Consider the following 23,544-nt stretch of genomic DNA (forward strand, 5'->3'; position numbering starts at 1 on the left):
TTTTGTGCCCTTGGGAGGCATTCGGTCGTTCTGTTTGGGAGGAGTTCCACATGGGTATCGGATCGAAAGTCCGGCGGCTCGCGCTGCTGGCCGGCATGGCTGCGTGCGCCTTCGGCCTGTCCGCCGCGCAGGCCGCCGAGAAGCACAAGATCTTTCTCAGCATGAGCTACATCGGCAATGATTGGCAGGCGGAGGCGGCCAACATGGTCAAGGCCATGGCCGCTCATAAGAGCCTGGCCGACAAGGTCGACCTGCAGGTCCAGGTCGCTGGCCCCAACGCGCAACGCCAGATTCAGCAGATCAACGCAATGGTGCAAAGCGGCGCCGAAGCCATCGTCGTGTATCCGATCTCGCCGACCGCGCTCAACCAGGTCGTCAAGAATGCCTGCGACAAGGGTGTGAAGGTCTTTGCGTACGACGCCGAGATCACCGAGCCTTGCGCCTACAACGTCCACATAGACCAGCTGGAAGCGGGCAGGGTGACCGCCGAATGGCTGGTCAAGAAGCTCAACGGCAAGGGCAACATCATCGCCATCACGGGCGTCCCGGGAACATCCGTTGACGATCAGCGGACAAAGGCCGCCAAGGAAGTCTTCGCCAAGTATCCTGATATCAAGATCGTCGGCGAGGCTGTCGGCATGTGGAGCCAGGCGGTCGCCCGCACCGAACTTTCGAAAATCCTGGCCACCCGCAATTGGGACGACATCAACGGACTGTGGATGCAGGTCGGCTGCTTCACCGCCAACTCGATGCAGCTCGAGGCTGGCAAGAAGACCAGCGAACTCCTGCCTTGCGCCGGCGAAGGTTCCAATGGCGGCCGCATCCAGATGCTGCCGGAGGGCACCGAAGTCGAAGGTGCCGCTCCTCCTTATGCACCGGCGGGCGCACAACGCATTTCCTATGCCTCGCCGCCTTATTCGGGTGCGCTGGCGCTGAAGCTTGCCGTCGAGGCGATCGAAGGCAAGGACGTGCCGAAGACCACCATCCTGCCGCTGCCGGTCGTTACCAATGAGACGATCAAGCTGTGCGACGAAGGCACATGGGCGGAGATGAAGGCCGGCTGCAACGCCTTCAAGCCGTCGCTGGTCTCCAATCCGGGCTGGTTTGCCTCGATCTTCTCGGACCAGACACCCGAGGTCGGCCTTAATGCTGCCCTCGTCGGACAACCGGAGAACTAAGCCTCCCAAGGCCCGTGTGACGATGCACGGACAACTGTCCGTGCGTCGTCAATCCATGCCAAGCCGGCGATCGAGGACAATGACAGAACACTCCGAGCTCCCCGCCATCGAGATCGATGGCATCGGCAAGGCGTTCGGCCCGACCGTCGCGCTGGACGGCGTGTCGTTTGCGATCGCGCCCGGCAGCGTCCATGCCCTGCTCGGTGAAAACGGAGCCGGCAAGTCGACACTGGTGAAGCTGCTGTCCGGGCTGGTCCGGCCGAGCCAAGGCCATGTCCGTGTCTTCGGCAAGGAGATCGCTTACGGCGCACCGCGCGCAGCACATGCGCTCGGCATGCAGACAGCATTCCAGGAGATGACCCTGGTGCGCGATCTCTCCGTGCTCGACAACATGCTGCTGCCTTACGCCCCCGTCGGCATCTCCGGCCTGATCCGCCGCGGTGCTGCCCGCAAGGCCGTCCGCCGCCATATCGAAGATCTCGGTTTTTCCGTCGATCTCGATGCCGAGGTGAGCGAGCTCGAGCTTTCGGTGCGCCAGAAGATCGAGATCGCGCGCGCCGTTTACCGCAAGCCGCGCATCCTTTTGCTCGACGAACCGACCTCGACGCTCGCCGGACGCGACGTCGACTGGCTGGGCGACATCATCGCCAGGCTGAAGACCGCGGGTACCACCATCGTCTTCATCACCCACCGCATGCGCGAGGTCCGCGCTTTTTGCGACACGCTGACGATCCTGAGAAACGGCCGCCACATCGTCACCGCGCCGGTCGCCGATGTCTCGGATGCCGACGTCATCGAAAAGATCATCGGCCGCAGCATCGAGCAGACCTTTCCGCCCAAGCCGGACAGCGCCCAGGCCTTCGGTCCGCCGGTTCTGGGCGTGCGCGACCTCAAGGTCGGACGCAAGCTCGACGGCGCCGGCTTCGATCTGCGCAAGGGCGAAATCCTCGGCGTCGCCGGGTTGCAAGGCATGGGCCAGCAGGACCTGTTCCTGGCCTGCTTTGGCATGGCCGAGATCGAGCGCGGCCACATCCTCGTCGACGGCCGCAAGGTCTGGCTCGGTTCGCCGGCCGATGCCTTGCGCCCCAACATGGCCATCGGCCTGGTGCCGGAAGACCGCAAATCCGAAGGCCTGTTCCTGAAATTGTCGGGCAGCCAGAACGCCACGCTGCCGGTGATATCGCGCTTCACACGGCTAGGCCTTGTCGACGCGCAAGCCGAGACCCGCTCCGTCGAGGCGGCATTCGCCACTGTCGAGGTCGACCGCCGAGCGCTGTGGACGCGGGCCGGTGCGTTTTCCGGCGGCAACCAGCAGAAGATAGCCATCGCCAAGTGGCTGGTGGCGCAGAGCCGCATCCTGCTGTTGTTCGATCCCACCCGAGGCATCGACGTCGGCACCAAGCACGAGCTTTATGTGATGATGCGAAACTACGTGGCTTCGGGCGGTTCGATCCTGCTGCACTCGACGGAGATCCCCGAACTCGTTCACCAATGCGACAGGGTGCTGGTCCTCTATGACGGGCGCATCGCCGCCGAACTCGAAGGCGACGCCATCACCGAACCGGCCATCATGCGCCCGGCGCTCGGCCATGCCGGGGAAGCCGCCGCATGAGCAGCGCAGCAGCCTCATCCCCTGTTCCCGGCGGCTTCGGACTGCGCCGTGCGCTGGTGCGCAATCGCGGCGCGCTGATCGCCGCGGCCGTCCTGGCGATCCTGCTCTTCGTCGTCGACTGGATCAGCGCCGGGCCGCTGACCTATTTCGATGTGTCGTTCCTGTCGAGCGGCGGCGCCACCTCGGCGCTCGCGGCGATCGGCCAGACGATCGTGATCCTGTCGGGCGGCTTCGACCTGTCCGCCGGCGCGGTGATATCGCTGGTCAATGCCGTGCTGGCATCGAGCATGGATCCGATGGCGCCAGGCGCAAGCATCCTCCTGTGGACCACCGTCGGCATCGGCGTCGGCATGGCGGTGGGCGCCTTCAACGGCTTCTTCATCGCGGTGCTGCGCATGCAGCCGATCGTGGTGACGCTGTCGACCATGTTCATCCTGCAAGGCGTCACGCTGCTGGTGATGGACAAGCCCGGCGGCTTCGTGTCGCCCGATCTCGGCACCTTCTATCTCGGCGACGCGATCGCCGGCTGGCTGCCGATGCCGCTGGTGGTGATCGGTGTCGTCCTGCTCGCCTGGTTCTGGCTGAAGGGAACCCGCTTCGGCACAGCACTCTACGCGCTTGGCAGCGATCCGGAGTCGGCCGCTTCCGTCGGCATCAATGTCGTTCTGGTGCGCTTTGCCGTCTATGTCATCGCCGGCGGCTGCTATGGCCTTGCCGGCGTGTTCATCAGCGCCCAGACCGGCAGCGGCGATCCGCTGGTCGGCAATCCGCTGCTCTTGTCGATGTTCGCGGCGGTCGTCGTCGGCGGCACGCGCCTCGGTGGCGGGCAGGGCGGCCCGGTGGGCTCTGTCTTCGGCGCCTACATCCTGATGATCGTGGTAAACATCCTGCTGGTGCTCAACGTATCGGCCTATTATTCGACCATTGCCGAAGGCACCATTCTGGTGCTGGCGGCACTTGCCGGCTCGATCTCGCATGCATCGGTGCTTGCCGTGCAATTGCGCGCCGCGCGTGCCCGGTTTGCCGCCTGGCGCGCCGGCATATTGCCCTCGCAACTCGAGCGCGTGGACCGGCGTCTCAAGATCGCCGAGCCAGCCCATGCCCAGCGCAGTCCGGCATCGCCGCGCCCTGCCTTCCATCTGCGCAATGCGGAAACGCTGCGCTATGCGCTGCCGGCCTATGTCTGCCTGCTGCTCATCGTGCTTGTCACCCAGATCTGGCTCGGCCGCGCGATCCTCAATCCGGGGTACTGGAATTCGCTGCTGGTGCTATCGTCCTTCCTAGCCGTCCTGGCGCTCGGGCAGGGAACCGTCATCCTGACCGGAGGCCTCGATCTCTCCGTGCCGTGGACGATCGGCATCTCCGGCATCATCCTGGCGGGCATGGTCAACGGCTCCGACGCCGCCCTTGTCTACGCCTTGCCGGTCGTCTTGGTGATGGCCTGCGCCATCGGCTTCGCCAATGGTTTCGGCATCGTCTATCTCGGCATCTCGCCGATCGTCATGACGCTCGCCACCAACGGCATTCTGCAAGGCTGTGCGCTGCTCTATTCGCAGGGAACGCCGGCCGGGTTTTCCTCGCCGATGCTGCGCTGGGTCATGACGGCCAAGCTCGCCGGCCTGCTGACTCCAATCGTGCTGCTGATGGTCGTCTTTGTCGTCGCAGCGGTACTCCTGCTTGGCCGCACCCCGTTCGGAAGGCGCGTCTACGGCATCGGCAACGGGCTGCGCGCGGCGCGCTTGTCGGGCATCGGCGTCGAGCGCACGCTGATCCTGGTCTACATGCTTTCGGCCGTCTGCGCGGCTGTTGTCGGCGTCATGCTGACCGGCTTTTCGGGTCAGGCGAGCCTCGGCATGGGCGACGACTATCTATTGCCGTCGATCGCCGTGGTGGTGGTCGGCGGCGCGCTGATCACCGGCGGGCGCGGCCACTATCTCGGCATGCTCGGCGGCGTGTTGTTGCTGACGGCACTGCAGATGCTGCTCGCCGGCACCACGCTTCCCTATGCCACGAGGGCAATTCTTTACGGACTGGTCGTTCTGGGCGCCGTCATGGCGCTGCGCGAACGGCGGCTGCAATGAGAAGGACATGACCATGAGCACAAGGGCGCCGGCATCGGCGGACGAATTTTTGACCGGGCTGAAAGGCCAGCGCGTGCTGGTGACGGCGGGCGCAGGCGGCATCGGGTTTGCCATAGCCGACACGCTGTCACGCCTCGGCGCCCGCATCGTCGTCTGCGACGTTTCCGATGAGGCGCTGGCCGCTGCTCCCAGCAAGATCGACCTGGTCGCGGCGGTCAAGGCCGACGTCTCGCGCGACGAGGACGTCGACCGTCTGTTCGAGGCGGTCGAGAAAAAACTCGGCGGGCTCGATGCGCTGATCAACAATGCCGGCATTGCCGGGCCGACCGGCGGTGTCGACGAGATCGATCCGGCGGACTGGCGGCGCTGCATCGACATCTGCCTGACCGGCCAGTTCCTGTGCGCCCGGCGCGCGGTGCCGCTGATCAAGGCGGCGGGCGGCGGTTCGATCGTCTCGATGTCGTCGGCCGCCGGCCGCCATGGCTACGCCTTCCGCACACCCTATTCGGCGGCCAAGTTCGGTGTCATCGGTTTCACGCAAAGCTTGGCCAAAGAGCTCGGGCCGCACGCCATCAGGGTCAACGCCATCCTGCCCGGCATCATCGAGGGCCCCCGCATCGAAGGGGTTATCTCGGCGCGCGCCAAGCAGGTCGGTATCAGCCACGAGGAGATGACCGGACGCTATCTCCAGAACATCTCGCTGCGTCGCATGACCAGCCCCTATGATGTCGCGTCGATGGTCGCCTTCCTGCTCTCCGATGCGGGGATCAACATTTCCGGCCAGTCGCTCGGCGTCGACGGCAACGTCGAAACACTTTGAGGAACAAACCATGGCCAATGTCGCGATCGTCGGAAGCGGGTTCATCGGACGGGCCTGGGCGATCAGCTTCGCCCGCGCCGGCCATGACGTGCGGATGTGGGACCAGTCGCCCACTGCCACAGGTGGAGCCCGCGACTACATTGCCGGCGTGCTCGGCGATCTCGCCCAGAACGATCTTCTGCGGGGACAGCAAGCCGGTGAGGTTCTTGACCGTATCTCCGTTGTCGCCGAGCTTGAAGAGGCGTTGGCAGGTGCCGTGCATATCCAGGAGAACACGCCCGAGAATCTCGAGGTGAAGCGCAAGGTGTTCTCCTTGATCGACACGCTTGCCGATCCCCAAACAGTCATCGCCAGTTCCACCTCGGCGCTGTTGCCGTCGAAATTCACCGACCATCTGCAAGGGCGGCAGCGCTGCCTGGTCGTGCATCCGATCAACCCGCCCTATCTCATTCCGGCGGCCGAAATCGTGCCGGCGCCGTGGACCTCGGCCGAGACGGTCGAGAGAACCCGCGCCTTCCTCGTCGACGCCGGCCACGCGCCACTGGTCATGCAGCACGAGCTTGACGGCTTCATCATGAATCGCCTGCAAGGCGCATTGCTTGAGGAAGCTTTCCGGCTTGTCGCCGATGGCTACGCCAGTGTCGAGGATGTCGACGTCGGCATCCGCGACGGGCTGGCGCTGCGCTGGTCGTTCATGGGGCCGTTCGAGACCATCGATCTCAATGCACCCGGCGGCGTGCGCGACTATGTCGAGCGCTATCAGGGCATCTATTCCAACATCTTTCCCCAGACGCAGCGGCGCGTCGACTGGGCCGGCAAGGTCATCGACACGGTCGAGGCTGATCGCCGCAAGCGACTGCCACAGCAAAGCCTAGGCGACCGGCAGGTGTGGCGTGACCGCCGGCTCATGGCGCTCGCCGCCCACAAGAGAAAATCGGATCAGGAGTTTGGAGAATGACGCAAACCAGTCGCAAGCCGGGACCTGCACAGACCAGGGGCAAGGTCATCATCACCTGCGCGGTGACGGGCGCCATCCACACGCCGACCATGTCGCCCTATCTGCCGATCACGCCCGACCAGATCGCTTCGGAGGCGATCGCGGCGGCGGAAGCCGGTGCCGCGATCCTGCATCTGCATGCCCGCGATCCGGAAACCGGCAAGCCCGACCAGACGCCGGAGGCCTTCGCCCGCTTCCTGCCGCGCGTCAAGCAAGGCACCAACGCCGCCATCAACATCACCACCGGTGGCAGCCCCTACATGAAGGTCGAGGAGCGCGTGCGCCCGGCCGCCCAGTTCAAGCCGGAAGTCGCCTCGCTCAACATGGGCTCGATCAATTTCGGGCTCTATCACCTGGCCGACAAATACGAGACCTTCAAGTTCGATTGGGAAAAGCCGCATCTGGAAGCGACGCGCGACCTCGTCTTCCGCAACTCATTCAAGGACATCGAGTACATTCTGGCGACCTGCTACGACAACGGCACGCGCTTCGAGTTCGAGTGCTACGACATCGCCCATCTGTACAACCTTTCCCACTTCGCCGACCGTGGGCTGGTGAAGCCGCCTTTCTTCGTGCAGTCGGTGTTCGGGCTGCTCGGCGGCATCGGCACGCATCCAGAAGACGTCGCCCATATGAAGCGCACTGCCGACCGGCTGTTTGGCGACCAGTTCCGGTGGTCGGTGCTGGGCGCCGGCGCCAGCCAACTGCGCATCGCCGCGCAATCGGCGGCCCTTGGCGGCAACATCCGCGTCGGGCTGGAGGACAGTCTGTGGGCGGGCAAGGGAAAGCTTGCCAAATCGAACGCCGAGCAGGTCTTGCTGGCCCGCAAGATCATCGAAGGGCTCGGCATGGAGGTGGCGACGCCCGACGAGGCACGCGAAATCCTGTCATTGAAAGGCGGGGACAAGGTCGATTTCTGAGGCGGCCCGAGCAATCGCCGCGAGACGCAAAACGGAGGAGGACGGCATGAAGATCGAAGTCGTGGTGGACGTGAAGACCACACTGGGCGAAGGACCGCTGTGGGACGTCGAACAGGAACGACTCTACTGGATCGACAGCTTCGACGGGCGCGTGTTTCGGGCGACCGCCGACGGGCGCGAGATCCGGTCATGGGACGTGCCGATGAAGATCGGCTCAATGGCGCTGCGCAAGGACGGCGGCGGCGCTGTCGTCTCGCTGCAGCGCGGCTTCCATCTGCTCGATTTCGCCACCGGCGAGGTGACACTGATCCACGATCCCGAGCCGGACAAGCCGATGAACCGGCTCAACGACGGCAAGGTCGACCGGCGCGGCCGTTTCTTCGCCGGCTCCATGGATACGATGGAAGAGGGGCCGTCCGGCGGTCTCTACAGGCTCGATCCGGATTTCTCCGTCACCCGGATCGATTCCGGCATCATCTGCTCCAACGGTCCATGCTGGAGCCCCGACGACCGCACCTTCTATTTCGCCGATACCTGGACCGGCGAGATATGGGCCTACGACTACGATATCGCCACCGGTGCCGCCACCAACAGGCGTACCTTCGTGCGCGTCGACACCAGCCGAGGCGGTGCGGCGGACGGCTCGACCGTCGATGCCGAGGGCTATCTCTGGAATGCGCTGGTCTATGACGGAAGGCTGGTGCGCTACGCGCCCGATGGCAGCATCGATCGCATCATCGACATGCCGGTCAAGAAGATCACCAGCGTCATGTTCGGCGGACCGAAGCTCGACACCCTCTACGTCACCTCGATGGCCAAGCCGCCGCTGCCGCGTTTTCCCGGCGACGGCGTTTTGCGCGGCAGCCTGTTCGCCATATCAGGCCTTGGCGTTAGGGGCGTCGCGGAACCGCGCTTCGGCGGCTGACGCCAGGCAAGCGAAGCGCCGGTAAAATACGCAGATCAGGCCTTGGCGCAGGAATTCGCGCAAGTCTGGCAATTGATGCCGAACGTGTGCATATACAGGCATACATATATCCATGCAGAGGGGTTTCCGTTAGGCTGAGCGCCCCGCATCAAACGGGAGCATCGATTGCCAGGATTTGCGGAAAGCGTGATGCAGGGGCCGCGAACCGTGGCCGAACAGGTCGCCAATGTCCTGCGCGAAGCGATTGCCAGTGGGACCATCAAGGCGGGCACTCCGCTGCGCCAGGACGAATTGGCCGAGCAGTTTGGCTTCAGCCGCATGCCAATTCGTGACGCCCTTCGCCAATTGGAAGCCGAAGGTATTGTTTCCATTCATCCGACAAAAGGCGCGCAGGTCGCCCGGATGGACAGCGCCGAGATCAGTGAAATCTATGCACTGCGCGAATTGCTCGAATGCGAGGCGTTGCGGCTTTCGCTTCCCAATCTCGCCGGTGACAGGCTCGACGAGGCGGAACAGGTTCTCGATCAGATCGACGCGGAGCGCAATGTCGGCCGATGGGGCGCGCTGAACCGTGCCTTTCATCTGGCTCTCTACGATGCCTGCGGCAACAATCGATTGCTGGCCTTAATCGAGGCGCACCACAATGCCGCCGATCGCTACGTCCGCATCCTGCGGTCGAACCTGGACTATCGCAGCCGCTCGCAGACGGAGCACCGCGATCTGCTGGCCGCCTGCCGGTGGCGCGACGGCGACAGGGCCATAGGCATTCTGAGGCAGCATCTTCGCGAGGGAAGCGAGACGCTGGTCAGCGCGATCAGGGAAGATGGCCTGTCGCGAAAATCCTGACGACATGGCTTGATTTGCCTCTGCGCACGATCACTGCCACATATTGCAACATCGCTACTCGATCCGAGGATCATCATGTCCCCCGACAGCAGCCTGCCGGCGCGCGCCCTTGCTCCACGTCGCCACGAAGAGATCCTGCGGCGGCTGGGCGCCCAGGGGTCTGTCAGTGTCGCCGAACTGGCCGGGTTCTTCGATGTCTCGCGCGAAACCATCCGCCGTGATTTGAAGCTGCTGTCGGATAAGGGACGGCTCGGCATCGTCCATGGCGGCGCCGCCCGCTTCGAGCCGAGCGAACCGGCAATGAGCTTGCGCAGCCACGAAAATGCCGGAGGCAAGGCCGCGATCGGCAGGCTGGCTGCCGGTCTTGTAAAGGACGGCATGGTGGTGTTCCTCGATTCCGGCACCACCACATTGGCCGTCGCACAAGCCATGGCCGACCTGCGCGATCTCACCATCTGCACGGCGAGCCTGAAGATCGCGCTTCTGCTGTGCCACGTCTCAGGCATGCGCGTGCATGTGCTGGGTGGCGAAGTCGATCCAGGCGAGGAAGCGGCCTCCGGAATCGACATGCTCGAAGCTATGTCGCGCTTTCGCGTCGACATCGCCTTCCTCGGTGGTGGCGCGCTGTCGCCCGACGGCGAGGTGACCGATTTCACCCGCGCCGGCGCCGAACAGCGCAGCCGCATGATCGCGCTTGCCGCCAAAACCTACTTCGTTCTCGACAGCAGCAAGTTCGCAAAGCTGACGCCGCTCAGGATTCCGAATTTTCAACGCGCCGCCGGCGTGATCGTCGACGCGAAACCGCAGGCTGACATCGCTGAAGCGCTTGCGCGCAAAGGGCCTGAGCTGATGGTTGCCTCTTTGATGTGATATTTTGTGGTATTTTGTGTTGATATTTGGAATTCGGCTGCTATGATCCAACCGGTGTCAAAACGGCAGGATGTCCCATGGCAAACGAATTCCCTACGCAAGCGCGCGTCGTCATCGTCGGCGGCGGTATCATTGGCTGCTCGGTCGCGTATCATCTGACGAAGCTCGGTTGGACCGATGTCGTGCTGCTCGAACAGGGGCAACTCAGCGGTGGCACCACCTGGCACGCCGCAGGGCTTGTCGGCCAGTTGCGCAGTCATTCCAACATGACCAGCCTGATCAAATACTCCACGCAGCTCTATGGCGAGCTGGAGGCCGAGACCGGGCTCGCCACCGGTTGGAAGAATTGCGGCTCGCTATCGGTGGCGCGGACCGCCGACCGCATGACGGTGCTGAAGCGCACGGCCGCATCGGCTCGCGCCCAAGGCGTCGAGATCGACGTGATTTCGCCGAAGGAGGCGGCCGATCTATGGCCGGTCATGGCGACCGACGATCTGGTCGGAGCCGTCTGGCTGCCGGGCGACGGCAAGGCCAATCCGACCGATCTCACGCAATCGCTGGCCAAGGGTGCGCGCAATCGCGGCGCGAAAATTTTCGAGCAGGTCAAGGTCACCGGCATCAGCGTGAAGAACGGCGTCGCCTGCGGTGTCGAGACGGACCGCGGCAACATTGCCGCCGAGATCGTCGTCAATTGCGCCGGCCAGTGGGCGCGCAAGGTCGGGCTGATGTGCGGCGTCTCGGTGCCGCTGCATTCGGCCGAGCACATGTACATCGTTACCGGCAGGATCGAGGGCGTGCATCCGGACCTGCCGGTCATGCGCGACCCCGACGGGTTCATCTATTTCAAGGAAGAGGTCGGCGGCCTGGTCATGGGTGGCTTTGAGCCGCACGCCAAGCCGTGGGGCATGAATGGCATTCCCGAAAATTTCGAGTTCGCGCTGTTGCCGGACGATTGGGATCAGTTCGAGATTTTGATGGAAAACGCGCTGGTCCGCGTGCCGCAATTGGCCGAGGCCGAGGTCAAGAAATTCTACAACGGTCCCGAAAGCTTCACGCCGGACAACAATTTTCTCCTCGGCGAGGCGCCGGAACTGAAGAATTTCTATGTCGGCGCCGGCTTCAACTCCATGGGCATCGCCAGCGCCGGCGGCGCGGGCAGGGCGCTGGCGGAATGGATCGTCAACAGCGCGCCGACCATGGATTTGTGGCCGGTCGACATCAGGCGTTTCGCCTCCTTCAACAACAATCCGCGCTGGCTGCATGACCGTGTCAAGGAAACGCTCGGCTTGCATTACGCCATGCCGTGGCCGAACCGTGAACTGGACACGGCGCGGCCGTTCCGCCGCTCGCCGCTCTACGACCGGCTCGCCGCCAAGGGCGCCTGCTTCGGTTCCAAGATGGGCTGGGAGCGGGCCAACTGGTTCGCGGCACCGGGAGAGAAGACCGAGAACGACTATGCCTTCGGCCGCCAGAACTGGCACGAGGCGGTCAAGCGCGAAATGAAGGCGACACGCGAAGCCGTCGCCATCTTCGACCAGACCTCTTTCGCCAAGCTCCTCGTGCAGGGCCGCGATGCCTGCGCCGTGCTCAACTGGATCTGCGCCGGAAATACAGACGTACCGGACGGTACGTCTGTTTACACGGGCGTGCTCAATGCACGCGGTGGCTATGAGACCGATCTCACCGTTATGCGGCTCGGCGCGGAGAAATTCCTCATCGTCACCGGGTCCGCACAAGCTGTCCACGATGCCGACTGGATCGTCAAAAACATTCCGTCCGACGCGCATGCAATCGTGACCGACGTCACCTCGTCCTACGCGGTGCTGGCGTTGATGGGACCGCGATCACGCGATCTGCTGGGCAAACTCTCCTCGGCCGATCTTTCCAACGCCGGCTTTCCCTTCGCCACCATCCGCGAGATCGATATCGGCTATGCCACCGCCTATGCCAACCGTATGACCTATGTCGGCGAACTGGGCTGGGAACTGATCGTGCCGACAGAATTCGCCGTCGGCGTCTATGAGGCGTTGCATGAGGCGGGCCGTGAATTCGGTCTGCTGGACGCCGGTTACTACGCGCTCGATGCCTTGCGCATCGAAAAGGGTTTTCGCGCCTGGGGCAGGGAGTTGACGCCTGATATCGACCCCTGGCAGGCCGGGCTTGGCTTCGCCGTGGCGATGGACAAGCCAGGTGACTTTATCGGCCGCGACGCGCTGGTTGAGACGAAGCCATCGGCAGCACCGGCAAGACGCATCGTGCTGTTCACGCTCGATGATGCCGAGCCGATGCTGTGGGGCGGCGAACTGATCCTGCGCGACGGCAAGCCGGTCGGCGAAGTCCGCTCGGCCGCCTACGGCCACACGCTTGGCCGCTCGGTGGCGCTCGGCCTGATCGAGAACGAGGCGGGCGTCGACGCTGCATTTCTCACCGGTGGTCGTTTCGAGATCGACCTTGCCGGCGTTCGCCATGCCGCGACAGCACATCTGCGCAGCCCCTACGATCCGAAGTCGGAGCGGGTGAAGGCTGATGCGGTGGAGATCAGGGCCGCCGCTTAATCCGCCGACATCGAGCGCGCCATATCCAGGAAAGCCCGCACCAGTTTGCCGCCGCTGCGTTCACGCAGGCAGATCAACGCCTCGTCCATCAGGGTCTCGGGAGCATCGATGGTGATCGGCACCAGCCGCGAATCCTGGCCGAATTCGGCCGCCGAGACAAAGCCGATGCCGGCGCCCGAGGCGACGATCTCGCGGACGGCTTCGCGGCCCTCGGCTTCGATCGCCGGCCTCAATTCGATTTTCGAGGCGGCTGCGAGATCTTCGAGTTTCTGACGCGTCTTCGATCCACGCTCGCGCATGACCAGTGATTCCTGCGCGAGCTGCTTGAGGGTGAGCGACTTTTTCGCGGCCAGCGGGTGGTCGACGGATGCAAACGCGATGATCGGCGTCGAGTTGAGTTTCAGCACCTCGAAATCGCGCCCCGTCGGCACCTCGCCCAGCACGCCGATATCGGCATCGTAGCTGTAGAGGCTGCTGATCACCGTCTCGGTGTTGCCGGCGCGCACCGAAACCTGCACGCCGGGATAGCGGGCCCGGAAGCTGCCGAGAATGTGAAGCAGATGATGTGCGGCATCGGCGACGATGCGCAGCGTGCCGGAACGCAGGGCGCGGGACTCCGTCAGGAGTTCGAGCGCCTGTTGCTCGGTATCGAACATGCGGTGGGTTATTTCGAGCAATTTCTGGCCCGAATGGGTCAGCGTGACCTGCTTCTTGTTCCGGTTGAACAGCAGCACATCATACTCTTCCTCGAGCTTGCGCACCTGGTCCGAGATCGCCGGCTGGGTCAGGAAGAGCGCCTCGGCGGCGCGAGAAAAGCCACCGCAGATGGCCACCTGGTGAAAGGCTCGCAACTGGACGTAGCGCATCTCCCGTGCCTCCGACACTTCTGAAATCACCGACATCTTATCATAAGGGTTGCTTAGGAAAAGATCGAAAGGAACGATTTGACTTATGTTTTGCCGACCCTCAGCCTGAGCATGGGTCGACATCCCTGCCGGCCGTTGGCACCGGAGGCGTCGCCATGCAATTTTCCATCATCCTGCTGCATCTGGCGGGTGCGGTCATGCTGCTGCTCTGGGCCGTGCATATGGTGCGCACGGGTGTCGAGCGGGCCTGCGGGCCCGCTTTGCGTGATGCCCTGAGGCAAGCCCGGGGTGAGCGGATCAAATCGGCCGGCGTCGGCACCGTGCTTGCCGTGCTGCTGCAGAGCTCGACCGCCGTCGCTATCCTGGCGGCCGGGTTTGCCGCCAGCGGCATGGTTTCGGTGTCGGCCGGGCTGGCGATCCTGCTGGGCGCCGATCTCGGTTCCGCCCTGGTCGTGCAGGTGCTGTCGTTCGACCTCAGCTGGCTTGTGCCGGCGCTGATCCTGGTCGGCGGCGCGATGGCCCTGAAGTTCGAAGTGGCTGGCATCAGGCATAGCGGGCGAATCCTGATGGGGGTCGCCTTCGTCCTGTTGTCGCTGCATATGATCGGCGAGGCGACCGCACCGATGCGGCAGAGCACCTTGCTGCCACTGGTGATCTCCTATCTGCGCGCGGACTATTTCACCGCCTTTGCCGCCGCTGCCCTGTTCACATGGCTGATCCACTCCAGCGTCGCGGCGATCCTGCTGTTCGTCACGCTTGCCGCGCAAGGCGTCTTGCCGGTCGAGGTCGGTCTGTTCTTCATCCTCGGCGCCAATTGCGGCGGCGCGCTGATCGCGGTTTGGCTGACGCGCGGCGAAGCCGTCGAGGCGCGCCGTATCCCGCTCGGCAATCTGATCTTTCGCGGCACGGCGGCGCTGGCGGCTTTGTTCGCGCTTCAGGCCGTGACCTTCCCGGCGCATCTGTTCGGCGCAACCGAAGGCCGCCAGCTGGTCAACCTGCACCTTGCCTTCAATCTGGTGCTGGTCATCTGCTGCTTGCCGTTCACCGGCATGATGGAGCGGCTGGTCGCCTTGTTGATCGCAGACAGGCCGGTGGCAAAGGCCGGAGAGGGTGGAGACCTGATGTCGCGCCGAACCAGCGCGCTCGACCGCACCGTCATGCGCACACCCGGTCTTGCGCTAGCCAGTGCGACCCGCGAGCTGCTGCGCATGGGCGAAGTCGTCGAGGTGATGCTGCGCCCAGTGATGGATTTCTTCGACGCCGGCACCGGCGACCAGATACGCCAGGCCCAAAAACTCGATGAGGAGGTCAACCGCGCCCATACCGAAATCAAGCTCTACATTGCCGAAGTCAATCGCGGCAGCATGAGCGTGGCCGAAGCGCAGCGCGGCATCGAGCTCACCGACTTCGCCATCAATCTCGAACGCGCCGGCGACATCGTCGCCAAGAACCTGCTCGTGCTCACCCAGGAGCTGCGTGACAAGAACCTGCGCTTCTCACGCGACGGCTGGAGCGAACTGGCCGGGCTTCACAACCGTGTCATGGCCAACATGCAGCTTGCACTCAATGTGCTGGTGTCGAGCGATCTCGATTCGGCGCGGCAACTCGTCGTCGAGAAGGAGCGGATGCGCAGACTGGAACGCACGAGCCACGACCGTCACCTCAAGCGCCTGCAATCGGGAATGCCGCAGAGCATCGACACCAGCGACATCCACCTGGAGGCCGTGCGGGCGCTGAAGGAGATCAACTCGCTGATGGCCTCGGTCGCTTATCCCTTGCTGACGCAGAGCGGTGATCTGCTGGAAAGCCGGCTGGCGAGAGGGGCTGCGGAAGTGAGGGCTCCTGCACTGGCCTGAGGACGGATTCCCGCCCGGCAGGTCATTACTAAAATCGATACATCGATACAAAATAACGATTTTACAAATAGATCATTCAGGCCAAGAATAAGGCCACATCGAACGCAGATCGAGCGGAGGACAACATGCTCGCCGAGACGAAATTTGCCGCGGAGCCGCTGGCCAGCCCGGCGCTGGGCGAGCCGTATCTTCTGACCCCGGGGCCGCTCACCACGGCCTATTCGGTCAAGCAGGCGATGTTGCGCGACTGGGGATCGTGGGACGGCGACTTCCGCGCCATGACATCGGATATGCGTCGCCGGCTGCTGGCGCTGACCGGGGACAGGAACGATGAGTTCGACTGCGTGCCGATGCAAGGCAGCGGTTCTTTCTGCGTCGAAGCGATGCTGGGGTCGTTCGTGCCCAGGGACGGCAAGGTTCTTGTGCTGGCCAACGGCGCCTACGGCCTGCGCGCCGCGCAGACCATGCAGTATCTCGGCCGCGCCTATACGCTGATCGACAAGGGCGACTATCTGCCCCCGCGCGGCGACGAGGTGGCAGCGGCCCTCGCGGCCGACCCTGATATCACCCATGTCATCGCCATCCATTGCGAGACCAGTTCCGGCATCCTCAACCCGGTCGCTGAAATTGCCGAAGCCGTCCATGCCAAGGGTCGCAAGCTGCTGGTCGATTCCATGAGTGCGTTCGGCGCCGTGGCGCTCGACGTCAACGAAATCCGCTATGAGGCGATGGTCTCGTCCGCCAACAAGTGCATCGAGGGCGTTCCGGGTTTTGGCTTCATCATCGCCCGCAAGAGCGAACTGGACGCCGCCAAAGGCAGGAGCCATTCGCTGTCGCTCGATGTCCACGCTCAGTGGGCGCACCTGAACAAGACCGGCCAGTGGCGCTACACGCCGCCGACGCATGTCGTGGCCGCCTTCCTCGAAGCACTGCGCCAGCATGAGGCCGAAGGCGGCGTCGCCGGCCGTGGCGCCCGCTATACGAGGAACCGCGACGTCATGGTGGCCGGCATGCGCGACCTCGGTTTCGAGACACTGCTCCGGGATCGCTGGCTGTCGCCGATCATCGTCACCTTCTTCAACCCGGCTCATGCCAGTTTCGCGTTCGACCGTTTCTACGACCTGATGAAGGACAAGGGCTTCATCATCTATCCGGGCAAGCTGACCGCCGTGGATTCGTTCCGCGTCGGCTGCATCGGCCAGATGGACGAACATGTCATGCGCCGCGTCGTCGAGGCGGCAGCGTTCTCGCTTCATGAAATGGGCGTCGACACCGCCGCCCCACCCGCCGCGGCACTTGCCGAACGCGCCAAACTCGCCGCCTGAAGCGGCCGACTTCGAGGATATCAGATGAACCAGATGTCTCCTGTCACCGTGTCGGTCAACGGCCGCACCTATGCCTGGCCGCGCGTGCCGGCGATCGCCATCTGCCTTGACGGCTGCGAGCCGGCCTATCTCGACGAAGCGATAAAGGCCGGGCTGATGCCGGCTCTGGTCAGGATCAAGCAGAAGGGCACGGTGCGCTTTGCGCACTCTGTCATTCCGAGCTTCACCAACCCCAACAATCTGTCGATCGCCACCGGCCGGCCGCCGTCGGTGCATGGCATCTGCGGCAACTATCTCTATGAGCGCGAGACCGGCAAGGAAGTGATGATGAACGACCCGCGCTTCCTGCGCGCGTCGACCATCTTCCAGGCCTTCTACGATGCCGGCGCCAAGGTCGCCGTGGTCACCGCCAAGGACAAGCTGCGTGCCTTGCTTGGCAAGGGCCTTGCCTTCGATGAAGGCCGCGCGCTGTGCTTCTCGGCTGAAAAATCCGACACCACCAGCAAGGCCGAGCACGGCATCGACAATGCCTCGAAGCATTTCGGGCTGCCGGTGCCGGAGGTCTATTCGGCAGAGCTGTCGGAATTCGTCTTCGCCGCCGGCGTCCAGCTGCTGAAGGAATTCCGCCCCGACATCATGTATCTGACGACCACCGACTATGTGCAGCACAAATATGCGCCCGGCGTGCCGCAGGCCAATGCCTTCTACGAAATGTTCGACAAGTACCTGACCGACCTCGATGCGCTGGGTGCTGCCATCGTCGTCACCGCCGACCATGGCATGAAACCGAAGCACAAGGCCGACGGCTCGCCCGACGTGGTCTATGTCCAGGATATTCTCGACGACTGGCTGGGCAAGGACGCCGCCCGCGTCATCCTGCCGATCACCGACCCCTATGTCGTGCATCATGGCGCGCTGGGTTCCTTCGCCACCGCCTATCTGCCTGATGGCGCCGACCAGGCCGATATCATGGCCAGGCTGGCCAAGATCGACGGCATCATGCTGGTCGTCGACAGCCCGACCGCCTGCGAGCGCTTCGAACTGCCGGCCGATCGCATCGGCGACATCGTGCTGATCTCGACCGAGAACAAGACGATCGGCACTTCGGAACATCGCCATGACCTGGCGGCTCTGAACGAACCGCTACGGTCGCATGGCGGGCTGACCGAGCAGGAGGTGCCGTTCATCGTCAACCGCGTGCTGCCGGAATTGCCGAACGAGCCGACGCTGCGCAATTTCGATGCCTTCTATTACGCGACGATGGCGGCGGCGCTGGCGGGCTGAGCCAATGTCGACCCCCACTCCGCCTCGCTACGCTCGGCACCTCTCCCCCGATCGACGGGGGAGAGGAAAGGCGCCAGGGTTAGCCGCGGCTTAGCCTGGAAACGTTGAGGCACTGACCTCGCCTGATTTCCTCTCCCCCGTCGATCGGGGGAGAGGTGGCCCGAAGGGCCGGAGTGGGGGTCGATCCTCCGCGCAACAAGAATCTGCTGGAGCAGAACCCATGACCAAGCTCGACCCCGCCATCAAAGTTCGCCACGAGCCGATGCGCATCGCCGGCAGACGAGTCGATGCCGACGGCGTCGTCGAGGTGCGCTACCCCTGGAACGACACCGTCATCGGCACCGTTCCGGCCGGCCGCGCCGATCACGCCCGCCAGGCGTTCGAGATCGCCGCCGGCTACAAATCGAAGCTGACCCGCTACGAGCGCCAGCAGATCCTGTTTCGCACGGCGCAAGCGCTGGCCTCGCGCCGCGAAGAAATCTCCGATCTCATCACGCTCGAGCTCGGCATCTCCAAGACGGACTCGCTCTATGAGGTCGGCCGCGCCTATGACGTGTTCACGCTGTCGGCACAGATGTGCATCCAGGATGACGGCCAGATCTTCTCCTGCGACCTCACCCCGCACGGCAAGGCGCGCAAGATCTTCACCACCCGCGAGCCGTTGAAGGCGATCTCGGCGATCACGCCGTTCAATCATCCGCTCAACATGGTCTCGCACAAGGTGGCGCCGGCGATCGCCACCAACAATTGCGTGGTGGTCAAGCCGACCGAACTGACGCCGATGACGGCGCTTCTCTTGGCCGACATTCTCTATGAAGCCGGTTTGCCGCCTGAAATGCTGTCGGTGGTGACCGGCTGGCCGGCCGATATCGGCAACGAGATGATCACCAACGACAACATCGACCTGATCACCTTCACCGGCGGCGTGCCGGTCGGCAAGATGATCGCCCGCACCGCCGGCTACAAGCGCCAGGTGCTGGAGCTCGGCGGCAACGACCCGCTGATCATTCTCAACGATCTATCGGACGAGGATCTGGCAAAGGCGGCGGACTTGGCAGTGGCCGGAGCGACAAAAAACTCCGGCCAGCGCTGCACCGCGGTCAAGCGCATCCTCGTCCAGGAAAGTGTCGCCGACCGCTTCGTGCCGCTGGTGCTGGAGCGGGCGAAGAAGATCCGCTTCGGCGATCCGATGGACCGCGCGACCGACCTTGGCACCGTCGTGCACGAGAAGGCGGCGGCGCTGTTCGAAGCCCGCGTCCACATGGCTGCCGAGCAAGGCGCCGACATCCTCTACAATCCGGGTCGTCAGGGCGCGTTGCTGCCGCCAATCGTCGTCGATCGCGTGCCGCATACATCCGAGCTGGTCATGGAAGAAACCTTCGGGCCGATCATCCCGATCGTGCGTGCGCCGGACGATGACGAGGCGTTGATTGCGCTCTCCAACTCGACCGCCTTCGGCCTGTCGTCGGGCGTCTGCACCAACTCTTTTCCGCGCATGCAGAAATACATCGCCGGCCTTCAGGTCGGCACCGTCAACATCTGGGAAGTGCCGGGCTATCGCATCGAGATGTCGCCCTTCGGCGGCATCAAGGATTCGGGCAATGGCTACAAGGAAGGCGTCATCGAAGCGATGAAGAGCTACACCAATGTGAAGACATTTTCGCTGCCCTGGTCCTGACCGGACGGCATAGACGGATAGAACAATCGAGGGAGCGTTCGCCGCTCCCTCATTCGCATTTCGGAGACCATGATGGCCGCGATATCTGAACTTGTGCACACCGAAGGCGATTCCAACACCACAGCGGCTCGCGGTCGCTGGGATGCCGGGCAGGGCGATCCGCGGATCCGCGGCCTGCTCGATCGCGACGCGGCCGCCTTCATGCACCAGAGCCTGTCCAGCCCCTGTTTGTCGACGATCGCCAAGGCGCAAGGCATCTGGATCGAGGACACCGCCGGTCGCCGCTTCATGGATTTCCACGGCAACAGCGTCCATCACCTCGGCTATGGCCACCCGAGGCTTGTGGCCGCCATCAAGAAGCAGCTCGATGAGCTCTGCTTTGCGCCGCGCCGCTTCACCTGTGAGCCCGCCGTCGAACTGGCCGAGAAGCTGGCGGCATTGGCGCCCGGCAATCTCGGCAAAGTGCTGTTCACCACCGGCGGCTCGGACGCCATCGAGGTCGCGCTGAAGATCGCCCGCGCCGCGACCGGCCGCTTCAAGACGGTGTCGTTCTGGGATGCGTTCCATGGCGCCGGCTTCGGCGCAGCAAGCGTTGGTGGCGAGGCGACCTTCCGCTCGCACATATCAGGCCCGATGATGACCGGCACCGAGCACGTCGCGCCTTGGGACGGCTATCGCTGCCCCTATGGCCACGATTCCCTGGAAGCATCGGGCCTCGCCTGCGCCAACATGATTGCCTACGTCCTTGGCCGCGAGCAGGACGTGGCGGCGGTCGTCGCCGAACCGATGCGGGCGACGCCAAACCCGCCGCCGCCGGGCTTCTGGAAGCGGGTGCGCGAGGCCTGCGACCGGCACGGCACGCTCTTGATCTTCGACGAGATCCCGACCGGCCTTGGCAAGACCGGCAAATTCTTCGCGCACGAGCATGATGATGTGACGCCTGACATCGTCGTCCTCGGCAAGTCGCTCGGCGGCGGCGTCCTGCCGATCGCCGCCATCATCGCGCGCCGCGATCTCGACGTCACCGGTGGCTTCGCGATCGGCCACTACACCCACGAGAAGAACCCGGTGACGACCCGCGCCGCATTGACGACGATCGACATCATCCTGGAGGAAGGGCTGGTCGAGCGCGCGGCCGAACTCGGTCGGCACATGCTAGGGCGCATGCAGCACCTGATGGCGCGCTCGCCCCATGTCGGCGACGTCAGGGGCAGGGGACTGATGGTCGGCGTCGAGCTCGTCGAGGATCGCGATACGCGCCAGCCGGCACGCGATCTCGCCGAGCGCGTCTTCTATGCTTGCCTTGAACAGGGGCTGAGCTTCAAGATCAGCCAAGGCAACGTGTTGACGCTGTCGCCGCCGCTGGTCATTTCGAAAACCGACCTCGACGGCGCGCTCGACATCGTCGAGCGCACGGTGCTGGCGGCCTGACCGTGAAGGCCGTGCGCACCGACCGCGAACTCGAATGTCCCGGCATCGACGCCGGCTTGCGGGCGAGGGGGGTCGAACTGGTGACGCTGCCGGACGGCATCCCCGAAGCTGATCTCATGCAGGCCGTTGCGGACGCCGATCTTTTGCTGATGTGCTACACGCCGATCACCGCACGGGTGATCGAGGCGGCTCCCAGATTGAACGGCATTGTCAAATATGGCGTCGGCGTCGATGCCATCGACATCCCCGCCGCGATGCGGCGTGGCATTCCCGTTGTCAACGTGCCGGATTATGCTGAGGAAACCGTCGCCGAAGGCGCCTTCGCGCTGATGATCGCGCTGGCCAAGCGGCTGCCCTCCATCACCGCGGCGGTGTCACGTGATGGTTGGATCTGGCCCGAGCAACGCTGGCTGGGGCGCGACATGTCCGGCGCCACGCTTGGGCTCGTCGGCTGCGGCAAGATCGGCCGCAGCATGGCGCGCATGGCAGGCCAAGGATTTCACGCGCGCGTTCTCGGCTTCGATCCCGGTGTCGATGTCGCAACCATGCGCACCGCCGGCATCGAGAAGGTAGAAGACCTCCACGTCATGCTGCGCGCCTGCGATTTCGTTTCCCTCCACTGCGTGCTGAACGACAGGACGCGCGGCTTGATTGGTGAAGCCGAGCTCGCTTGCCTGAAGCCTTCCGCTATCATCGTCAACGTCTCGCGCGGCGCGCTGATCGACGAGGCCGCCCTTGTCGAGGCGATCATCTCGGGGCGCATCGGCGGCGCCGGGCTCGACGTCTATTCGGTCGAGCCGCTGGCCAAATCGGGCCATCCGATGAGCGCGCTGTTCGGCCGCGACAACGTCATCCTGTTTCCGCATCTCACCTTCTTCACGCAGGGGGCCATGCGCCGGCTCGAAGACGACACGCTCGCGCGCTGCTTCGAAATTCTCGAAGGCCGGCCGGTTACCGTTCGTTCGTTCGACCCGCGGCTGCGGGCGCAGACATCTGGGGTTTCATTCGGCTGACCATCACCATCTCTGCAGCCAATCGCGGGCCTTCCGCGAGGCCGGAATCGAAGCCGGGCGAGCGTTGCGACAGTTCCATGACAACTATCAGGTAAAATTTGCCTCTCATAAAATAAATAGATTTTACTTATCGATCGTCCGTCCCCAAAGTCGGCACAACGACGAGATCGAACGGTGCCGCATAAGGCTCCGGCCTACAGGCGAGATCGTCACAGTGCATCGCAGAATGTGCCATCAATCACAGGGGAACTGAGCATGAAATCGCAAAAGGCAACCATAGCTATGGCCTTCGCCGCGTCGCTGTTGGCGTCGTCGGCTCTTGTCGGACCGGCACTCGCCGACGGCGTCGTCACCATCTATTCCGCCGACGGCCTGCATGACGGCAATGGCAGCTGGTTCGAGACCGAATTCGCCGCCTTCACCAAGGCCACCGGCATCACCGTGCAGTATATCGAGGCAGGTTCCGGCGGCGTCGTCGAGCGTGTCGCCAAGGAAAAGTCGAATCCGCAGGCCGACGTGCTGGTGACCTTGCCGCCCTTCGTGCAGCGGGCCGCGGCTGACGGCCTGCTGCAGGACTACAAGCCGGAAGCCGCCGACCAGATCGATGGCGGCACAGACAAGTACCGGCCGCTGGTCAACAACTATATGAACTTCATCTACAACAGTGCCGTCCTGCCGGAAGCGCCAAAGGCCTACAACGACCTGCTCGATCCGAAGTTCAAGGGCAAGATCCAGTATTCTACCCCCGGCCAGGCCGGTGACGGCACCGCCGTCATGCTGCAGATCATCCACGCCTTCGGCAGCGAGGATGCCGGCTTCGAGTTCATGAAGAAGCTGCAGGACAACAATGTCGGCCCCTCCGCTTCGACCGGCAAGCTGACCGCGCTGGTCAACAAGGGTGAGCTGCATGTCGCCAATGGCGATCTGCAGATGAACATGTCGCAGATGGCCGACAATCCCAATATCAAGGTGTTCTGGCCGGCTGGACCTGACGGTGTGCGCTCCACCTTCGCGCTGCCCTATGAAATCGGCCTGGTCACCGGCGCACCCAACGCAGACAACGGCAAGAAACTGATCGACTTCCTGCTCTCCAAGGAAGCCCAGTCGAGCATCAGTTCCGTTGCGCTCGGCATGCCGGCTCGCAAGGACGTCAAGCCGGATGACGCCAACTTCGCCAAGGCGCAGGAGGCGATGAAAGGCGTGACCATCTGGTCGCCGAACTGGGACGACGCGCTGAGCAAGCTGCCCGATTATGTCAAGCGCTGGAACGAAGCGACCGGAAGTTGA

General features: G+C 63.8%; 18 protein-coding genes. 17 read left to right on the forward strand and 1 reads right to left on the reverse strand.

Features of this window, described 5'->3' with window-relative positions:
- Positions 1–50 precede the first annotated feature (50 nt).
- The 10 genes from A4R29_RS06770 to A4R29_RS06815 all read left to right on the forward strand — a co-directional run bounded on the left by A4R29_RS06770 (position 51) and on the right by A4R29_RS06815 (position 12,804).
- On the forward strand, positions 51–1,178 hold the full coding sequence (locus tag A4R29_RS06770) for a sugar ABC transporter substrate-binding protein (protein WP_013533052.1): 1,128 nt from the start codon (positions 51–53) through the stop codon (positions 1,176–1,178).
- 79 nt (positions 1,179–1,257) lie between these two features.
- The gene (locus A4R29_RS06775) at positions 1,258–2,790 is read left to right on the forward strand and encodes a sugar ABC transporter ATP-binding protein (RefSeq protein ID WP_063171540.1); all 1,533 of its coding nucleotides are present in this window, start codon (positions 1,258–1,260) and stop codon (positions 2,788–2,790) included.
- Entirely contained in the window at positions 2,787–4,871 is a 2,085-nt protein-coding gene (locus A4R29_RS06780) for an ABC transporter permease subunit (RefSeq protein ID WP_063171541.1), read from the forward strand. The genes A4R29_RS06775 and A4R29_RS06780 overlap by 4 nt, the downstream gene beginning before the upstream one ends.
- 13 nt (positions 4,872–4,884) lie before the next feature.
- Entirely contained in the window at positions 4,885–5,691 is an 807-nt protein-coding gene (locus tag A4R29_RS06785) for an SDR family oxidoreductase (RefSeq protein WP_024502463.1), read from the forward strand.
- 10 nt (positions 5,692–5,701) lie between these two features.
- Positions 5,702–6,649 carry a 3-hydroxyacyl-CoA dehydrogenase gene (locus tag A4R29_RS06790; protein WP_063171542.1) on the forward strand — a complete coding sequence of 316 codons (948 nt, stop codon included), beginning with the start codon at positions 5,702–5,704 and terminating at the stop codon, positions 6,647–6,649.
- A complete protein-coding gene (gene kce / locus A4R29_RS06795; protein ID WP_063171543.1) occupies positions 6,646–7,608 on the forward strand; it encodes a 3,5-dioxohexanoate:acetyl-CoA acetone transferase in 963 nt (320 codons plus the stop codon). Before A4R29_RS06790 ends, kce begins: the two co-directional genes overlap by 4 nt.
- Positions 7,609–7,654: 46 nt before the next feature.
- Positions 7,655–8,533 carry an SMP-30/gluconolactonase/LRE family protein gene (locus A4R29_RS06800; RefSeq protein ID WP_013533046.1) on the forward strand — a complete coding sequence of 293 codons (879 nt, stop codon included), beginning with the start codon at positions 7,655–7,657 and terminating at the stop codon, positions 8,531–8,533.
- 189 nt (positions 8,534–8,722) lie between these two features.
- On the forward strand, positions 8,723–9,379 hold the full coding sequence (locus tag A4R29_RS06805; RefSeq protein ID WP_063171544.1) for a GntR family transcriptional regulator: 657 nt from the start codon (positions 8,723–8,725) through the stop codon (positions 9,377–9,379).
- 75 nt (positions 9,380–9,454) lie between these two features.
- Positions 9,455–10,249: a DeoR/GlpR family DNA-binding transcription regulator gene (locus tag A4R29_RS06810; protein ID WP_063171545.1), complete on the forward strand. Its 795-nt coding sequence runs from the start codon at positions 9,455–9,457 to the stop codon at positions 10,247–10,249.
- A 77-nt stretch (positions 10,250–10,326) separates the two neighbouring features.
- Positions 10,327–12,804: a GcvT family protein gene (locus A4R29_RS06815; protein WP_063171546.1), complete on the forward strand. Its 2,478-nt coding sequence runs from the start codon at positions 10,327–10,329 to the stop codon at positions 12,802–12,804.
- On the opposite strand, the gene A4R29_RS06820 is transcribed toward A4R29_RS06815, so the two are convergent.
- Positions 12,801–13,670, reverse strand: a complete 870-nt coding sequence (locus A4R29_RS06820) for a LysR substrate-binding domain-containing protein (RefSeq protein WP_013533042.1) — start codon at positions 13,668–13,670, stop codon at positions 12,801–12,803. The two genes, A4R29_RS06815 and A4R29_RS06820, sit on opposite strands and share 4 nt — an antisense overlap.
- Before the next feature lie 155 nt (positions 13,671–13,825).
- On the opposite strand from A4R29_RS06820, the gene A4R29_RS06825 reads away from it, so the two are divergent.
- From A4R29_RS06825 to A4R29_RS06855, 7 genes are all read left to right on the forward strand, one after another.
- Positions 13,826–15,526 carry a Na/Pi cotransporter family protein gene (locus tag A4R29_RS06825; RefSeq protein WP_027163933.1) on the forward strand — a complete coding sequence of 567 codons (1,701 nt, stop codon included), beginning with the start codon at positions 13,826–13,828 and terminating at the stop codon, positions 15,524–15,526.
- A gap of 125 nt (positions 15,527–15,651) precedes the next feature.
- Positions 15,652–16,851: a 2-aminoethylphosphonate--pyruvate transaminase gene (locus A4R29_RS06830; protein WP_027163932.1), complete on the forward strand. Its 1,200-nt coding sequence runs from the start codon at positions 15,652–15,654 to the stop codon at positions 16,849–16,851.
- Positions 16,852–16,875: 24 nt separating this feature from the next.
- Entirely contained in the window at positions 16,876–18,135 is a 1,260-nt protein-coding gene (phnA, locus tag A4R29_RS06835; protein WP_027163931.1) for a phosphonoacetate hydrolase, read from the forward strand.
- Positions 18,136–18,355: 220 nt separating this feature from the next.
- Positions 18,356–19,813, forward strand: a complete 1,458-nt coding sequence (gene phnY / locus A4R29_RS06840) for a phosphonoacetaldehyde dehydrogenase (RefSeq protein ID WP_027163930.1) — start codon at positions 18,356–18,358, stop codon at positions 19,811–19,813.
- 72 nt (positions 19,814–19,885) lie between these two features.
- Positions 19,886–21,244 (forward strand): (R)-1-hydroxy-2-aminoethylphosphonate ammonia-lyase, encoded by a 1,359-nt coding sequence (gene pbfA / locus A4R29_RS06845; protein ID WP_027163929.1) that lies wholly within the window; start codon positions 19,886–19,888, stop codon positions 21,242–21,244.
- Between the two features lie 2 nt (positions 21,245–21,246).
- Positions 21,247–22,257, forward strand: a complete 1,011-nt coding sequence (locus A4R29_RS06850; RefSeq protein WP_013533036.1) for a C-terminal binding protein — start codon at positions 21,247–21,249, stop codon at positions 22,255–22,257.
- 255 nt (positions 22,258–22,512) lie between these two features.
- Complete coding sequence (locus tag A4R29_RS06855) at positions 22,513–23,544, forward strand: 2-aminoethylphosphonate ABC transporter substrate-binding protein (protein ID WP_013533035.1); 1,032 nt, start codon at positions 22,513–22,515, stop codon at positions 23,542–23,544.

It is taken from the genome of Mesorhizobium ciceri biovar biserrulae, assembly GCF_001618845.1.
Classification (GTDB): Bacteria; Pseudomonadota; Alphaproteobacteria; order Rhizobiales; family Rhizobiaceae; genus Mesorhizobium; species Mesorhizobium ciceri.

What these genes read in the sequence shown, in the direction of transcription:
- A4R29_RS06770 (WP_013533052.1), top strand. Translation starts at nt 51, where the DNA reads ATGGGTATCGGATCGAAAGTCCGGCGGCTCGCGCTGCTGGCCGGCATG.
- A4R29_RS06775 (WP_063171540.1), top strand. Translation starts at nt 1,258, where the DNA reads ATGACAGAACACTCCGAGCTCCCCGCCATCGAGATCGATGGCATCGGC.
- A4R29_RS06780 (WP_063171541.1), top strand. Translation starts at nt 2,787, where the DNA reads ATGAGCAGCGCAGCAGCCTCATCCCCTGTTCCCGGCGGCTTCGGACTG.
- A4R29_RS06785 (WP_024502463.1), top strand. Translation starts at nt 4,885, where the DNA reads ATGAGCACAAGGGCGCCGGCATCGGCGGACGAATTTTTGACCGGGCTG.
- A4R29_RS06790 (WP_063171542.1), top strand. Translation starts at nt 5,702, where the DNA reads ATGGCCAATGTCGCGATCGTCGGAAGCGGGTTCATCGGACGGGCCTGG.
- kce (WP_063171543.1), top strand. Translation starts at nt 6,646, where the DNA reads ATGACGCAAACCAGTCGCAAGCCGGGACCTGCACAGACCAGGGGCAAG.
- A4R29_RS06800 (WP_013533046.1), top strand. Translation starts at nt 7,655, where the DNA reads ATGAAGATCGAAGTCGTGGTGGACGTGAAGACCACACTGGGCGAAGGA.
- A4R29_RS06805 (WP_063171544.1), top strand. Translation starts at nt 8,723, where the DNA reads ATGCAGGGGCCGCGAACCGTGGCCGAACAGGTCGCCAATGTCCTGCGC.
- A4R29_RS06810 (WP_063171545.1), top strand. Translation starts at nt 9,455, where the DNA reads ATGTCCCCCGACAGCAGCCTGCCGGCGCGCGCCCTTGCTCCACGTCGC.
- A4R29_RS06815 (WP_063171546.1), top strand. Translation starts at nt 10,327, where the DNA reads ATGGCAAACGAATTCCCTACGCAAGCGCGCGTCGTCATCGTCGGCGGC.
- A4R29_RS06820 (WP_013533042.1), bottom strand. Translation starts at nt 13,670, where the DNA reads ATGCGCTACGTCCAGTTGCGAGCCTTTCACCAGGTGGCCATCTGCGGT.
- A4R29_RS06825 (WP_027163933.1), top strand. Translation starts at nt 13,826, where the DNA reads ATGCAATTTTCCATCATCCTGCTGCATCTGGCGGGTGCGGTCATGCTG.
- A4R29_RS06830 (WP_027163932.1), top strand. Translation starts at nt 15,652, where the DNA reads ATGCTCGCCGAGACGAAATTTGCCGCGGAGCCGCTGGCCAGCCCGGCG.
- phnA (WP_027163931.1), top strand. Translation starts at nt 16,876, where the DNA reads ATGAACCAGATGTCTCCTGTCACCGTGTCGGTCAACGGCCGCACCTAT.
- phnY (WP_027163930.1), top strand. Translation starts at nt 18,356, where the DNA reads ATGACCAAGCTCGACCCCGCCATCAAAGTTCGCCACGAGCCGATGCGC.
- pbfA (WP_027163929.1), top strand. Translation starts at nt 19,886, where the DNA reads ATGGCCGCGATATCTGAACTTGTGCACACCGAAGGCGATTCCAACACC.
- A4R29_RS06855 (WP_013533035.1), top strand. Translation starts at nt 22,513, where the DNA reads ATGAAATCGCAAAAGGCAACCATAGCTATGGCCTTCGCCGCGTCGCTG.